The organism is Micromonospora sp. NPDC049044, assembly GCF_040649215.1.
Lineage (GTDB): Bacteria > Actinomycetota > Actinomycetes > Mycobacteriales > Micromonosporaceae > Micromonospora.
On record NZ_JBEZFA010000029.1, the window covers coordinates 33,629 to 47,140 of the forward strand.

A 13,512-nucleotide genomic window follows, 5' to 3' on the forward strand; every position below is an offset into this window, starting at 1 on the left:
GACTGCCGGGAGGAGGGCGGATGGCACCGACGGGACGCGACGGCCGCGACGGCTACCTCGCCTTCGTGGAGAGCCACCAGCACCGGCTGCTCCGGGCGGCCTATCTGATCTGCGGCAACAAGCACCAGGCCGAGGATCTGCTCCAGGACGCCCTGCTCAAGCTGGCACTGCGCTGGAATTCCGTCCGGGACGGCGACCCCTCCGCGTACGTGCGGACCATCCTCTACCGGGACGCGGTGTCGTGGTGGCGTCGACGACGGCGGGAATGGCTGAGCGCCGCCCCACCGGACCGGGTGATTCAGGACCGGGACGGCGCGCTGCGGCTGACGCTGCACGACGCACTGAGCCTGCTGCCGCCCCGGCAGCGGGCCGTCCTGGTGTTGCGCTACTACGAGGATCTGACCGAGGTGGCCACCGCCGAGGCCCTCGGGGTGACCGTCGGCACCGTGAAGAGCCAGTGTCATGCGGCGCTACGCCGCCTCCGCGAGGTCGCCCCGGACCTCGCCCGGGACGCCCAGCCGCGGCAGGGCTCGGCCGATCTGACCGCCGGCCTGGAGGTGAACCCGTGAACGAGCAGGACCTACGCCAGCTGCTGACGACAAGCGTCGAGGACGTCCTGCCGAGCCAGCCGGCAGCGGCCGCCTGGGACCGGGCTCGGCGCAAGCGGCGTACCCGACGGGCCGTCGGCGTGGTCGCCCTGACCGTGGCTCTCGTCGGCGGTGGCACGGTGCTGGCCCTGCGACCGCCCGACCCACCGCCGAACCACTCGGTGGCGCCGACCCCGACGGTGGTCCCCACGAACACCGGTCCCGTGCAGCGCCCCCCGGCCGAGCTGACCTTCCCACCCGATCCGCTCGCCCGGCTCGGCGGCCCGGCAACGGTGCCGCTCTCCGCGCGGCCGGTCCAGCGGGCGCTTGCGCTGTTCCAGCCCACGGACGAGGGAAATCTGGCGATCGGCCCGGTTCGGGTGCTCGGCGACGACGGCGTGGTACGCAGCCTCGACGTGCTGACGCTGGCACCCACCCGGGACGCGAGCGGCAACGAGGCGCCCGCCGTGAAGCCGGGCGTGCTGTCGCCGGACGGCCGGTCGGCGGCGTTCGCGCAGACCAAGGAGTTGGTAATTGTCGACCTCACCACCGCGGGGGTACGCCGGATTCCCCTCGACGGCTATCTGGAGCTCGTTGTCTGGGCGCACGACCGGGTGCTTGTCGGGGGCGAGGACCGGACGTACGCGGTGGACCGGGTCACCGGGACGGCGAGCCGGATCGACGTGTCGGCCTGGGTGCTTGCCGCACCCGATCCGGCGGGCAGCAGCGAGGCGGCGCTTGTCGAGCTGATCGGCGACCGGGACGACCTGACACTGCGCAGCCGCACCGCACGCGAGGCGACGATCCGTTCCGAACAGCGGATCACGGGCGACCGACTGCCCCCGCCGTACCAGATCAACGAGTTCTACGGCCGGGGCTGGCTGCACGGCGAGCGGCTGGCCAGCGCGGCCTGGATCACCAGCGGTGAGATCGACGGCGCCGAGGGGACAGCGGTGCTGGACGCGCGGACCGGTGCGGTGTCCCACCTGCTCGACCTGGGTCGGGAGCGCGCCAAGGGCTGCTGCGAGGTGCTGGGCTGGGACGACAGGGGTGCCGTGCTGCTCCGGCTGGAACCGGCCGCCCTGGCCCGCTGGAACCCGGAGACCGGCGAGGTCACCGGCATCATCCGCGACCTGCGCGGGGTGATCGCACTCGCCAACTGACAGCCGTCCCCGCGCGATCGGGGCAATCGCGCGGGGACGGCCGCACCACGTCAGGAGGCGAGGCCGCCGGGCTGGTCACCCTTGACCACAGGGGCCCGGACCAGGTTGCCCCACTCGGTCCACGAACCGTCGTAGTTGCGCACCTGCGGGTAGCCCAGCAGGTGCCGCAGCACGAACCAGGTGTGGCTGGACCGCTCACCGATCCGGCAGTACGCGATCACGTCGTCGTCGGGGCTCAGCCCGAGCTGGTCGGCGTAGATCGCCTTCAGTTCGTCGGCGGACTTGAACGTGCCGTCCTCGTTCGCTGCGGACTTCCACGGCTTGCTCACCGCACCGGGGATGTGCCCGCCCCGCAGCGCGCCCTCCTGCGGGTAGTCCGGCATGTGCAGCGTCTCGCCGGTGTACTCACCCGGCGACCGGACGTCGACCAGCGGGCGGCCGGCGGCGATGTGCGCCATGACCTGCTCACGGTAGGCGCGCAGCGGCGCGTCGTCGCGCAGCGGCACCGGGTAGTCGGCACGCGGGCGAGCCGGCTTGTCGCGGGTCACCTCGCGGCCCTCGGCGATCCACTTCTGCCGACCGCCGTCGAGCAGCCGCACGTCGGCGTGGCCGAAGAGCGAGAACACCCAGAGGGCGTACGCGGCCCACCAGTTGAAGTTGTCGCCGTAGAAGACGACGGTGTCACCCCGGCCGATGCCCTTCGCGGCGCACAACTCGGCGAACCGCTCGGCATCCAGGTAGTCACGGGTCACCTGGTCGTTCAGCTCCAGGTGCCAGTCGACCTTCACCGCACCGGGAATGTGACCCGATTCGTAGAGCAGCACGTCCTCGTCGGACTCGACAACCACGAGGCCCTCGTCGCCCAGGTGCTCGGCCAGCCACTCGGTGGTGACAAGCCGTTGCGGGTCCGCGTACGACTGAAGGCGGGGATCAGGATCATTCGGCACTGACATGATCCCCAAACTACGCCGTGATCCGGTCCGCCGAACGACCATCGGAGTGCGACTCAGCGCACGTGCGGCGCTCTCAGGCGCGGCGGTGCGCGATCCGACCGGCGACCACCGTCACCAGGCAGACCTCGTCGGCGGTGTGCACCGCGAGGTCGGCCCGCGCACCCGGATGGAGCGTGGGCGGCAGCGCGGCGGGCAGCACGAGCAGCTCACCCCTGTCGACGGCGACCCGTACCGCCGGGTCGGTCAGGTGCTCCACGAGCACCGCCGTCACCCCGGTCCGCAGCACCGCGTGCACCCGCTCGCGCGGGGTGGGCGCCGCCGGCAACGGGCCGTCGTGCAGCAGGCCCGGCCCCAGAATGCCGGGCCAGTGGCGGACCCGGACACCCGGGTACGTCGTACTCAACTCGGCAAGCGGACCGATGGCCTCGATGCGGTCACCGGTCACCAGCACCGCGTGATCGGGCTGCGGCGCATCGCCGGCGTTGCGCCGCAGCAGTGGCGCGGTGTGCAGTGTGCGCACTGTCAGTCGACGATCGGCCCGAGCGACGGGCGCTTCGCCGTCACCCGGTCACCTGACGACCGGCCGGTCAGCCGGCGCTTCAGCCAGGGCGCGAGGTGCCGACCGGCCCACCGCACGTCGGCGGCCCGGGCGGCCAACCACGGCGACGGCGCCGGGTGCGGCGGGACCATCAGCCACTCCTCGTCGCAACCGACCCCGAGCGCGTTCAACACCTGCCCGGCGACCCGCCGGTGGCCGGCCGGGGAGAGGTGCAACCGGTCGGTACTCCACAACATCGGGTTGAGGAAGGTGTCGTCGGCGTACAGGTCGACCATGATGGCGCCGTGCCGCTCGGCGGTCTCGCCGACGGCCTGGTTGAGCAACTGCACCCGGGGGGCGACGAGGCGCTGACCGGGCAGCCGGGCCATCACGTCGGCGAACCGGAAGAGCAGCACGTCCGCACCGCCCGAACGTAGCTGCCGGACCACCTCGTCGAAGCGGGACACCAGCGTGTCCGGGTCGAAGGTGCGGCGCAGCACGTCGTTGCCGCCGGCCGCGAAACTGATCAGGTCCGGCTTCATCGCCACCGCCGACGGCACCTGCTCGGACACCACGCTCGGGAAGAGTCGCCCCCGGATGGCCAGGTTGGCGTACCCGAAGTCGGGCCCCGCCTCGGCGGCGAGCCGGGTCGCCACCAGGTCCGCCCAGCCCCGGTAGGTGCCGTCCGGGTACGCGTCATCCATGCCTTCGGTGAAACTGTCCCCGACCGCGACAAAACTGCGCCAGCGCACCCGCGCCCCCTCACACCCACTCGTTGCCTGCGGCGACCAGTCTGTCACCGGAGGCATTGCGGGTAGTGCCCCGACAGGGCGACGTGGCGGAGGTCATGGGGCCACCGGATCATCCGGTCACTGGATCAGAGATCGGTCAGACGCTACTGTCGCCAATCCGGCTGATGGCGCACTGCCGTGGCTCGCGCCCAGGCCCCACAATGGGGGCCGATCACCGGTCCGAGCGGCGGGGAGGGCCTAGTTGAGCCAGGCAAGCGAGCCGAGCCCTCCGGGACCGACCCCGGCGGCGACCCCCTCACCACGCACCGCACGGACCCGCCAGATCCGCCTCGTCGGGCTCGTCGTCGCGCTGGCCGTCCTGGCCGCCGCCCTGGTGCCGATCGTCCTCGCGATGGGGCCGCCGACCCGTGACGAGTTGCTGGAGAAGGCCGGCCTCAAGGGCAAGCAGCAGCTCGTCATCGGGGTGAAGGACGACCAGCCGGGCATTTCGCAGCGCCTCGGGAACAACGTCTGGAAGGGCTTCGACGTCGACATCGCCTACATGATCGCGGGCTATCTCGGCTTCGACCACTCCCAGGTGCGCTTCGTGCCGATCGAGAGCGAGGACCGGGCCCGTCGACAGGCCCGGGACAACGACGGGTTCGTCATCGTCGACCTGGTCATCGCGTCGTACAGCATCAACGACAAGCGCCGGGAGGAGGGCGCCGTCTTCTCCGCCGCGTACCTGCACACCGAGCAGTCGGTGGTCACCCTGAAGAGCTTCAAGGGGCCGGTGAGCAGCCTGGAGGATCTGCGCGGGCTGACGGTCTGCTCGCTGACCACCTCGACGTCCATCCAGCGCCTCGGCGAGGCCGGCGCCACGCCGGTGGGCCGCAACCGGATCAGCGAGTGCATCCAGGAGCTGTACGACGGCAAGGTGCAGGCCGTCACCACCGACGCGGCGATCCTGGCCGGCTTCGTCACGGCCGACCAGCCGGGCGACGACGGTCAACGCTTCCCGGTGACCCTCAAGAACGCGAAGCCGTTGCAGCACTGGGACATCGGCTCGTCGCCGCAGGAGCGGTGGGGTGTCAACGTCGGCCCCAACCAGGCCCTGCTCGACCTGGTCGACCTGGCGCTCTACGAGTCGGCCAAGGACGAGGAGAACTCGACCTGGGAGAACGCGTACAACGCCAACCTCCGTTGGCAGCAGAAGTACAACCTCCCGCAGCCGGTCGCGGAACAGCAGCAACCCGACGCGAGGAAGGTGGAGGTGCGACAGTGGCCGTGGGAGAGGATCGCGCTACCGCCCCCGGCGCACCCCGGTTCGTCACCAGCTCCGGTGAGCTTCGCCGCCCGCGCCGGATGGCGGGGGCGCGGCAGGCGCAACAGTGGCTGCTGACCCTCCTTCCCGCCTTTCCGGTCCTGCTCCTGGTGCTGCGACTGTGGCAGCTCAGCCAACAGGACATGTCCACGATGCTGCTGCTTGTGCAGTACGTCAGCCCGCTCGGCCTGCTCAGCGCTCTGCTGATCGCCCTGGTGTGGGCGTTCCCCGTCGTCGTACTCACCTTCGGGGTGCTCGGTCGGCTGCTGCGGCTCAGTGCTCCTGACCGGTTCGACCCGGAACGGTCACTACTTGCCTCCGGGACGGCACGTACCCCGGGCTGGGTGATCAGCGCCGCGGTCGCGCTGGGGGCGCTCACCTGGCAGCTCCGCTTCCTGCCGTCGCTGCTGATGCTCGCCCTCTGGCTGCTCGCGTTGCGCACCCGCTACCTGCACCCGGACCAGCCGACCCGGGTCCTGCTGGTGAGTGTGGCGCTGCCCCTCGCGGCGGCGGTGCTGGCGTACAGCGTGCTGGGGCCGGCGATCTGGACGGCGTACCAGGATCGCGAGTTGGCCACCGCCGCACTGCTGGCGGTGCCACCCGCCGCCACCGTGCTGCTCACCGGCCCGATACCCGGTTGGATCGCCCCGGCGCTCACCCACGGCCTGGCGTTCACCGTCGCCGCGGTGCTCCCGGTGGTGATGGGCGCGGTGTTCCTCCGGGTGCCGCTGTTGCCCACCGTCGCGATCGAGGTGGTGCCGACGGAGCCAACCAGGACCACCCCGGCCGCCACAGCCACGCCGGGCGACGGCGCGCTGGACCCGGGCACCACCTCCGGTCCGACACCGGACGACGACGCCGGACCGGAGGTGGTGCTCGGCGCGCTCATCGCGGTCACCGACACGTCGACGATCGTGCTGGACCGGGCGGCCACCGTGCGGTTCCTGCCGAACGGTTGGGTCGAGTCGCAGGTCCTCTGTCCACAGGTGACGGCCGTGCCCTACAGCCTCGTGTCGGTGCGTGGTTGGCCGGTGGAGGAGACCGCGCTCGACTGGATGATGCCGCGCCGGCCGGTTACCGATCCCGACGTCCGCTGTGAGGGCCGACTGCCCAGCGCGCGGTGACCCGGCGGGTCCGGCGACGCCACTGACGAATTGGGTCGCTCGGCCGGTCCGCACGGCTCTACGCTGCGCGCATGCTGCTGCGCATGTCGACCCTGCTGCTCCGGACCCTGCGCGAGGACCCGGCCGACGCGGAGGTGCCGAGCCACCGGCTTCTCCTGCGCGCCGGTTACATCCGTCGCGCCGCGCCGGGCGGCTACACCTGGCTGCCGCTGGGCAAGCTGGTGCTGGACCGGATCACCGACGTGGTGCGTGGCGAGTTGTTCGCGATCGGCGACCAGGAGGTGCACTTCCCGGCATTGCTGCCCGCCGAGCCGTACCGGACGAGCGGCCGGTGGACGGAGTACGGCGACCTCCTCTTCACCCTCGCCGACCGGCGCGGCGTGGAGCACCTGTTGGCGCCCACCCACGAGGAGGTGGCGGCGCTGCTGGTCAAGGACGTGTTCACCTCGTACCGGGACTTCCCGGTGACGCTGTTCCAGGTGCAGACGAAGTTCCGCGACGAGGCGCGCCCCCGCGCCGGGGTGCTGCGCGGCCGGGAGTTCCTGATGAAGGACGCGTACTCGTTCGACCTGGACGACGCGGGGTTGCGGGACGCGTACGCCCGGCACCGGGCGGCGTACCAGCGGATCTTCGACCGGCTGGGCCTGGAGTACAGGGTGGTGCACGCGATGTCCGGTGCCATGGGCGGCTCGGCGTCGGAGGAGTTCCTGGCCTCGACACCGGTCGGTGAGGACACCTTCGTCGGCTGTACCGCCTGCGACTACGCGGCGAACACCGAGGCGGTGGTCACCCGGGCACCCGCCGCGAGCGATCCGGCCGCGCCGCCGGCCGCCGAGGTGTACGACACCCCGGAGACCCCGACCATCGCCGGCCTGGTGGAGCTGGCCAACGCCCGCAGGCTGGGCGGCCGGGACGGCTGGACCGCCGCGGACACGTTGAAGAACGTCGTGTTGACCGTTCGTCAACCGGGTGCCGAGCGGGCCGAGTTGCTGGTGATCGGGCTGCCCGGTGACCGGGAGGTCGACCTGAAGCGGCTGGGCGCCGCGCTGGAACCGGCCCAGGTGGCCGTCTTCGACGAGTGGGCCGCGCATCCGGAGCTGGTCCGCGGGTACCTCGGCCCGCAGGTGCTCGACAAGCTGGGCATCCGCTACCTTGTCGATCCGCGGGTGGTGTCCGGCTCGGCCTGGCTGACCGGGGCGAACGAGCCGGGGCGGCATGCGACCGACGTGGTCTGCGGGCGGGACTTCACGCCCGACGGCACTATCGAGGCCGCCGAGGTACGCGCCGGCGATCCCTGTCCCGACTGTGGCGACGGCGAGCTGACCATCCGGCGGGGCATCGAGATCGGGCACATCTTCCAGCTCGGTCGCCGGTACACCGACGCGTTCGCTGTCGACGTGCTCGGACCGGCCGGCAAACCGGTCCGGCCCACAATGGGTTGCTACGGCATCGGCATCTCCCGGGCGGTCGCGGCCATCGCCGAGCAGCACCACGACGACCGGGGGCTGGTCTGGCCGGCGGCGGTCGCGCCGTGCGACGTACACCTGGTGGTGGCGGGCAAGGGTCCGCAGCTCGACGCGGCGCTGGAGCTCGGCGGACGGCTCGCCGCCGCCGGCCTGCGGGTGCTTGTCGACGACCGCACGCACGTCTCGGCCGGGGTGAAGTTCACCGACGCTGAGCTGATCGGCATCCCCCGCACCGTCGTGGTCGGCCGCCGACTCGTCGACGGGTACGTCGAACTGCGCGAGCGGGCCGGCGACGGGCGCACCGAGCCGCCGTTGGCAGGGCTGGTGGACCGGCTCGTCCACGAGGTGCGCGCGGAACGCGAGAACCTGGTGTAGCTGCCGCGTCAACGGGTAGTGCAGTTGGATCGGGTGTAAACGTCTTCGGAGGCTCTCATGACCGGTTACCGGGTCAGTGACGTGATGACCAAGCAGGTGGTGTACCTGCCGGCGGAGACCACCCTGGACGAGGCGGCCAGGGTGATGAAGGAGGCGGACATCGGCGACGTGGTGGTCACCGACGGCGCCAGTCTGGCCGGCATGCTCACCGACCGGGACATCGTGGTGCGGGCCGTGGCGGAGAACAGCTCCCCCGCGGCCACCACCATCGGCTCGATCGTCACCCGCGAGGTGGTCATGATCGAGCAGCACTGCACGGCGGGCGAGGCGGCGACGCTGATGCGGGACCGGGGGATCCGCCGGGTGCTGGTCTGTGACAGCGATCGCAAGCTGGTCGGGATCGTCTCGCTCGGCGACCTGGCCATGCAGCTCGACCCCACCAGCGCGTTGAGCGAGATCAGCGAGCAGTCGCCCACCGTCTGAGGCAGGTCGGGCCGGCACCGGTCGGCTTGCGGGAGGCGCTCCGCCCGACGGCGGTAGCCTCGACGCATGGCTGACATGCCGGCCCGATTGGCCGAGATCGTCGACGAGTTCGCCGCCGCGCCGCGCGACCTGGTGCTGGAGATGCTCCTGGAGTACGCGGACGTCATCCCGGTGCTGCCGCAGGGTGCCGTCGAACGCGAGGGCATGGAACAGGTGCCCGAGTGTCAGACGTCGTTCTTCCTGCGTGCCAAGGTGACAGCGGAGGGCACCGTGGCGACGGTCTTCGACTGCCCGCCGGAGGCGCCGACCACCCGGGCGTTCGCCGGCATCCTCGCCGAAGGGCTGGCGGGCGCGAGCCCGGAGCAGGTGCTTGCCGTACCGGACGACCTCTATCAGCGGATGGGCCTGGCCCAGGCGATCAGCCCGCTACGGATCCGCGGCGGCACGGCGATCCTGGGCCGGCTCAAGCGTCAGGTGCGGGAACAACTCGGCTGACCACGAGGTTGCCACCGATCATGGAGATCGAGATCTACGCGGACGTCATCTGCCCGTGGTGCTACATCGGCAAGCGCCGCCTGGACGAGGCCCTCGCCAGCTACGACGGTGAGGTGACGGTCCGCTACCGGCCGTTCCAGCTCGACCCGTCGCCGGTGCCCGAGCCTCTTCCGCTGGTGGAGGCGCTCGCCGGCAAGTTCGGTGGTCCGGAGCGCGCCCGGCAGATGGTCGATCACGTGACCCAGGTCGCGGCGGGTGACGGTCTACGGCTGGACTACGACCGCGCGGTGATCGCGAACACGTTCGACGCGCACCGGCTGGTCTCCTACGCCACCGACCACGGGCGGGCGGCCGAGATGGTGGAGGCGCTCTACCAGGCGCACTTCAACCGGGGCGTCGATGTCGGCTCCCGGGAGGCGCTGGCCGCGCTGGCCGGTGACATCGGTCTGGACGCGGCCGACGCACGACGATTCCTCGACTCCGACGAGCGCGTCGCCGACGTCGAAGCCCAACTGGCCACCGCTCGGGACCTCGGCGTCACCAGCGTGCCGATGTTCGTGCTGGCCGGGAAGTACGCGGTCGCCGGTGCGCAGGAGGTGCAGACGCTGCTCGCCGCGCTCACCGAGGTCGAGCAGCGCGAGACTGCGGCGCACTGAGCCATCGGGACGCCGGCATCGATGATCACAATGTTTCACGTGCAACAACATCGATGCCGGCCACTGGTCAGGCCGGCCTGGCCAGCCCTTCCACCACCTGCGCGCCGGGCAGCGCACCCAGCGCCGGGCCCGGCAACGCGATCTTGCTGTGCCGTACGCCCGACCCGATGATCACGTGCGGGGTGGCGATGACCCGCGAGTCGACAAGGATCGGCCACTGCGCCGGCAGCCCGATCGGGGTGATGCCGCCGTACTCCATCCCGGTCAACGCGACCGCGTCCGCCATCGGAGCGAAGCTCGCCTTGCGGACGTCGAGCGCCCGCCGGGCCACCCCGTTCACATCGGCTCTGGTGGTGGCCAGGACGATGCAGGCCGCGTAGCGGACCACACCCTCACGCTTGCCCGCCACCACGACACAGTTGGCCGACACGTCCAGCCCCACCTCGTACGCCGCGCAGAACGCGGCGGTGTCGGCGAGCTCGGCGTCGATCGGCGCGACAAGCACCTCGTTGACGTCCACCGGCGCGTCGGCGGGCCACTGCGCGACGGCTTCCGCCACCGGCGGGGCGAGCAGGTCCAGGCGGGCGCGGGCGGGTTCGGTCTTCAGCGTTCCCATCACGGGTGCGATCCTCGCATCCGCCACGCTGAACCGCCCGGCGGCACCCGGACCACCAGGGGACGCCACCGGTCCGGGCCGAACCGATCCGGTACTCAACTGCCGGCGAGGAACGCGTTGTCGCGCATGAAGGAGCGGTCGCGGGCGGCCGCCAACTCCTCCTCGCGCCGGGCCCTGGCCCGTTGCAGCTCCAGGTCCTCCATCGCGTGCCGGACACCCAGCCGGATCACGCCGTAGAGGAAGACGAAACCGAAGACGTAGAGGATCACCGTGGTGACGACAGCGAACATGGCGTCACCGTAAGACGAACGTGAACCGTTGTTGCTCTCATTTCCACCCCGTTCCCCCGTACGTGTGTGGCGAGGCGGTTCACCCCGAGCGGATCAGATCCAGCACGGTCAGCAGCGCGAAGAATGCGATCACGATCTCGTTGACGAGCCAGGAATGCCCCTCGGCCCACTCCCGCATCCGGGTCAGGGCCCGGGCCGCGCTGTCCCCGAGCAGCAGCAACGCCAGCAGGGGCAGGGCGAGCAGGAGCACGGTGAGCAGCACGAACGGCACCAGGTGCCACCACGCCAGGTCGTGCCGGGCCACGCTCGCGCCGACGGCGGCCATTGTCAGGTCGTCGGTCGGTGTCACGACGAAGAGCAACGCGCCCAGTCGCATCGCCGCCCGAGGTTCGGCACGTTCGATGCTCTTCAACCATCTGGGCGGCCCGGACCGGTTGCGCCGGACCCACACCACGACGGCCAGGCAAACAAGCAGCGCGAGAATCACCAGGTCGATGGCGGGACCGCGATCGACCTTGCCGGCCACGGCACTGGCGTCGGCGGCCAATCCACCCAACCAACGGGTGAACAGCCAGCTCACCGTCACTCCGGCCGTGACCACCAGGCCGGCCCCGGCGAGGAAGCCCAGCGACGCCGCCCGGGGCCGGTTCGACGAGGCCAGGAAGACCGCCACGACCAGCTGGGATCCGGCGACCATCACCACGGCGAGCGGCAGGACGGTCAGGAAGCTCATCGCCCGTCATCCTCCCGGCCCGGCGGGTTCGGCTGCGGCCGTTTCCCCGGATCACCCGGAGTGGCGAGGTGCTCCCGAGCCCACCACGACCCGGCCGGCCAACAGCGCCCCGAGCAGCGCGAGGCCGGCCGCCACCGCGAGGGTCAGCGTGTAACTCGCCGGGCCGGGCGCGCTGCCCGCCGCCAGCACGGCCCCGGTCAGTGCCAGCACTGTCGCCGCGAAGAGCGAGTCGCCCAGTTGCAGCGACGAACTGTTGCGGCCCTGCTCGCCGGGGGCGGACAGCTCCAGGGTGAGCACCGACAACGACGGGTAGAGCAGTCCCATGCCGAGGCCGGCGACCGCCCAGCCGACCACCGCGACGCTCACTGGCAGCTCCGGCCGAACGGCGAGCGCGACAGTGGCGGTGCCGAGCGTGATGCAGGTCAGCCCGGCGCGCGGCAGGCTGGCCCGGGACGCCGGCACCGGAATCCGACCCTGCAACCAGGAGCCCACCGACCAGGCCAACGCGCCGACAGTGAGGACCAGCCCCGCCGCGGTCGGCGAGAGGCCCCGCTCCCGGGAGAGCATCAACGGGATGACCACCTCGGCGCCGACGAAGGCCGCCGACGCCAGCCCGCGCAACCCGACGACGGTCGGCAACCCGCGAGCCGCCCGAAGGAAGCCGGCCGGTAGCAGTCGCGGCGCACAGACCAGCAGGCCGGCCACGGCGATCACGATCAACACCAGAGCGAAGGTGCCGCGCTGCTGGCCCCCGATGTGCAGCAGCGCGGCACTCACGGCGGCACCGCACGCCCAGCCGATCCGCGCCACCGCCCCGGCCGGCGGACCGGTCGCCACGCTCCGACCCAGCGACCGAAGGCCCGGGTGGATCAGCAGGACCGCCGGCACGGCCACCGCCGGGACCGCCAGGAAGACCCACCGCCAGCCCAGGTACTGCACGATCAGGCCGGCGACCGCAGGCCCCACAAGTGACGGTACGACCCACGCCGCCGCGAAAGCCGCGAAGATCTTGCGGTGCAGCTCCTGCGGGTACGCCTGCCCGACGATCACATAGAGCGCCACCGAGAGCAGCCCGGAGCCGAACCCCTGCACCGCCCGCCCGACGACAAGCACACCCATCGCGTGGGCGGTCCCCGCGATCAGCAGCCCCACCACGAACCAGGCGACGCCGTGCCACATCGGACCTCGCGGGCCTCTGGCGTCGCACCAGATGCCGGAAACCACCATGGCCAGCACGCCGGTGGCGAACGGGCCACCGAACGCGATCCCATACAGCGCGACCCCGTCCAGGCTGCGGGCGACGGTGGGCATCGCCGTACCGACTGCCAACGCCTCGAACGCGAGCAACGAGATCAGCGCGACGCTCCCCACCGACATCGCCCGCAGCCGGGGTGCGAACAGCCCGGCTGCGGCGGGTATGGCGGGGGCGACGGTGCTCGGCATGGACCGAGCATGCGACCTCAACCCGCATTCAAGTCAATCGGCGGTGACCCGGCTCTCGTCAGGCGTCCTGCAACGCCCTCCCGAGCCCGCGCGCCAGTCCGGAAAAATGCTGGTCCGCCAGGAGGTGACCGGCGGTGATCACCACAGCGAGCGGCCACTCGATGAGCTGCAGGGCGGCAAGCACGCCGATCCCGGTGTAGTAGAGGACCTTGTCGGGTGGCGGCAGCGCCACCTCGCCCAGCATTGGTAGGTCCATCCGCCGGCTGTACATCTGGACGTTCGCCTGCGAACCACTGAGGTGTCGCGTCAGCATGCTCATTCCGGCCTCCCCATCTCCGGTGATTGTCATCGGATTCCACAGGTCCACCCGTCCATGCTTCGGCAACGACGGAAAGTTCCACCACTCGACGGGCATAACGGACGGCAGGTCGGGAAGCCAGGCCGCCGGACGTGCGGCGGCGGGAGGACGAGATGGCCAAGGTCAGGACCAGCGGCAGCAGGGAGCCGGGCCGGCGCCCGTCCAGCCGTACGCCTC

15 protein-coding genes and 1 pseudogene are annotated in these 13,512 nt (G+C 71.4%); 8 read left to right on the forward strand and 8 right to left on the reverse strand.

Annotation, left to right across the window (positions count from 1 at the left end; all coding sequences use genetic code 11):
- Positions 1 to 20: 20 nt before the first annotated feature.
- Together AB0B85_RS22825 and AB0B85_RS22830 are read left to right on the forward strand one after the other, a co-directional pair.
- Positions 21 to 569, forward strand: coding sequence for a SigE family RNA polymerase sigma factor (locus AB0B85_RS22825; RefSeq protein ID WP_357410421.1), 549 nt, complete (start codon positions 21 to 23; stop codon positions 567 to 569).
- Positions 566 to 1,750, forward strand: a complete 1,185-nt coding sequence (locus tag AB0B85_RS22830; protein WP_357410423.1) for a hypothetical protein — start codon at positions 566 to 568, stop codon at positions 1,748 to 1,750. Before AB0B85_RS22825 ends, AB0B85_RS22830 begins: the two co-directional genes overlap by 4 nt.
- Before the next feature lie 50 nt (positions 1,751 to 1,800).
- Here the strand turns inward: AB0B85_RS22830 and AB0B85_RS22835 are convergent, their stop codons facing one another.
- The 3 genes from AB0B85_RS22835 to AB0B85_RS22845 all read right to left on the reverse strand — a co-directional run bounded on the left by AB0B85_RS22835 (position 1,801) and on the right by AB0B85_RS22845 (position 3,993).
- Positions 1,801 to 2,703, reverse strand: a complete 903-nt coding sequence (locus tag AB0B85_RS22835; RefSeq protein ID WP_357410425.1) for a sulfurtransferase — start codon at positions 2,701 to 2,703, stop codon at positions 1,801 to 1,803.
- A gap of 73 nt (positions 2,704 to 2,776) precedes the next feature.
- Complete coding sequence (locus tag AB0B85_RS22840) at positions 2,777 to 3,223, reverse strand: hypothetical protein (RefSeq protein WP_357410427.1); 447 nt, start codon at positions 3,221 to 3,223, stop codon at positions 2,777 to 2,779.
- A 2-nt stretch (positions 3,224 to 3,225) separates the two neighbouring features.
- A complete protein-coding gene (locus tag AB0B85_RS22845) occupies positions 3,226 to 3,993 on the reverse strand; it encodes an SGNH/GDSL hydrolase family protein (protein ID WP_357410429.1) in 768 nt (255 codons plus the stop codon).
- Between the two features lie 241 nt (positions 3,994 to 4,234).
- On the opposite strand from AB0B85_RS22845, the gene AB0B85_RS22850 reads away from it, so the two are divergent.
- The 6 genes from AB0B85_RS22850 (at position 4,235) to AB0B85_RS22875 (ending at position 9,895) form a co-directional block, all read left to right on the forward strand.
- Positions 4,235 to 5,374 (forward strand): transporter substrate-binding domain-containing protein, encoded by a 1,140-nt coding sequence (locus AB0B85_RS22850; RefSeq protein WP_357410431.1) that lies wholly within the window; start codon positions 4,235 to 4,237, stop codon positions 5,372 to 5,374.
- Complete coding sequence (locus tag AB0B85_RS22855) at positions 5,260 to 6,420, forward strand: hypothetical protein (RefSeq protein ID WP_357410527.1); 1,161 nt, start codon at positions 5,260 to 5,262, stop codon at positions 6,418 to 6,420. Before AB0B85_RS22850 ends, AB0B85_RS22855 begins: the two co-directional genes overlap by 115 nt.
- Positions 6,421 to 6,491: 71 nt before the next feature.
- Entirely contained in the window at positions 6,492 to 8,261 is a 1,770-nt protein-coding gene (locus AB0B85_RS22860) for a proline--tRNA ligase (protein WP_357410433.1), read from the forward strand.
- 57 nt (positions 8,262 to 8,318) lie between these two features.
- Positions 8,319 to 8,744, forward strand: a complete 426-nt coding sequence (locus AB0B85_RS22865; protein WP_357410435.1) for a CBS domain-containing protein — start codon at positions 8,319 to 8,321, stop codon at positions 8,742 to 8,744.
- Positions 8,745 to 8,810: 66 nt separating this feature from the next.
- Positions 8,811 to 9,239, forward strand: a complete 429-nt coding sequence (locus tag AB0B85_RS22870; protein ID WP_357410437.1) for a SufE family protein — start codon at positions 8,811 to 8,813, stop codon at positions 9,237 to 9,239.
- A 20-nt stretch (positions 9,240 to 9,259) separates the two neighbouring features.
- Entirely contained in the window at positions 9,260 to 9,895 is a 636-nt protein-coding gene (locus tag AB0B85_RS22875; protein ID WP_357410439.1) for a DsbA family oxidoreductase, read from the forward strand.
- Between the two features lie 67 nt (positions 9,896 to 9,962).
- Here the strand turns inward: AB0B85_RS22875 and AB0B85_RS22880 are convergent, their stop codons facing one another.
- From AB0B85_RS22880 to AB0B85_RS22900, 5 genes and pseudogenes are all read right to left on the reverse strand, one after another.
- On the reverse strand, positions 9,963 to 10,511 hold the full coding sequence (locus AB0B85_RS22880; protein WP_357410529.1) for a YbaK/EbsC family protein: 549 nt from the start codon (positions 10,509 to 10,511) through the stop codon (positions 9,963 to 9,965).
- Positions 10,512 to 10,606: 95 nt separating this feature from the next.
- Positions 10,607 to 10,801: a hypothetical protein gene (locus AB0B85_RS22885; RefSeq protein ID WP_357410441.1), complete on the reverse strand. Its 195-nt coding sequence runs from the start codon at positions 10,799 to 10,801 to the stop codon at positions 10,607 to 10,609.
- A gap of 79 nt (positions 10,802 to 10,880) precedes the next feature.
- A complete protein-coding gene (locus tag AB0B85_RS22890) occupies positions 10,881 to 11,534 on the reverse strand; it encodes a GAP family protein (protein WP_357410444.1) in 654 nt (217 codons plus the stop codon).
- 51 nt (positions 11,535 to 11,585) lie between these two features.
- Positions 11,586 to 12,977, reverse strand: coding sequence for an MFS transporter (locus tag AB0B85_RS22895; protein ID WP_357410446.1), 1,392 nt, complete (start codon positions 12,975 to 12,977; stop codon positions 11,586 to 11,588).
- A 58-nt stretch (positions 12,978 to 13,035) separates the two neighbouring features.
- A pseudogene (locus tag AB0B85_RS22900) lies at positions 13,036 to 13,336 on the reverse strand (hypothetical protein).
- Between the last annotated feature and the right edge of the window lie 176 nt (positions 13,337 to 13,512).

What these genes read in the sequence shown, in the direction of transcription:
- AB0B85_RS22875 (WP_357410439.1), top strand. Translation starts at nt 9,260, where the DNA reads ATGGAGATCGAGATCTACGCGGACGTCATCTGCCCGTGGTGCTACATC.
- AB0B85_RS22860 (WP_357410433.1), top strand. Translation starts at nt 6,492, where the DNA reads ATGCTGCTGCGCATGTCGACCCTGCTGCTCCGGACCCTGCGCGAGGAC.
- AB0B85_RS22880 (WP_357410529.1), bottom strand. Translation starts at nt 10,511, where the DNA reads ATGGGAACGCTGAAGACCGAACCCGCCCGCGCCCGCCTGGACCTGCTC.
- AB0B85_RS22825 (WP_357410421.1), top strand. Translation starts at nt 21, where the DNA reads ATGGCACCGACGGGACGCGACGGCCGCGACGGCTACCTCGCCTTCGTG.
- AB0B85_RS22895 (WP_357410446.1), bottom strand. Translation starts at nt 12,977, where the DNA reads ATGCCGAGCACCGTCGCCCCCGCCATACCCGCCGCAGCCGGGCTGTTC.
- AB0B85_RS22890 (WP_357410444.1), bottom strand. Translation starts at nt 11,534, where the DNA reads ATGAGCTTCCTGACCGTCCTGCCGCTCGCCGTGGTGATGGTCGCCGGA.
- AB0B85_RS22870 (WP_357410437.1), top strand. Translation starts at nt 8,811, where the DNA reads ATGGCTGACATGCCGGCCCGATTGGCCGAGATCGTCGACGAGTTCGCC.
- AB0B85_RS22885 (WP_357410441.1), bottom strand. Translation starts at nt 10,801, where the DNA reads ATGTTCGCTGTCGTCACCACGGTGATCCTCTACGTCTTCGGTTTCGTC.
- AB0B85_RS22835 (WP_357410425.1), bottom strand. Translation starts at nt 2,703, where the DNA reads ATGTCAGTGCCGAATGATCCTGATCCCCGCCTTCAGTCGTACGCGGAC.
- AB0B85_RS22865 (WP_357410435.1), top strand. Translation starts at nt 8,319, where the DNA reads ATGACCGGTTACCGGGTCAGTGACGTGATGACCAAGCAGGTGGTGTAC.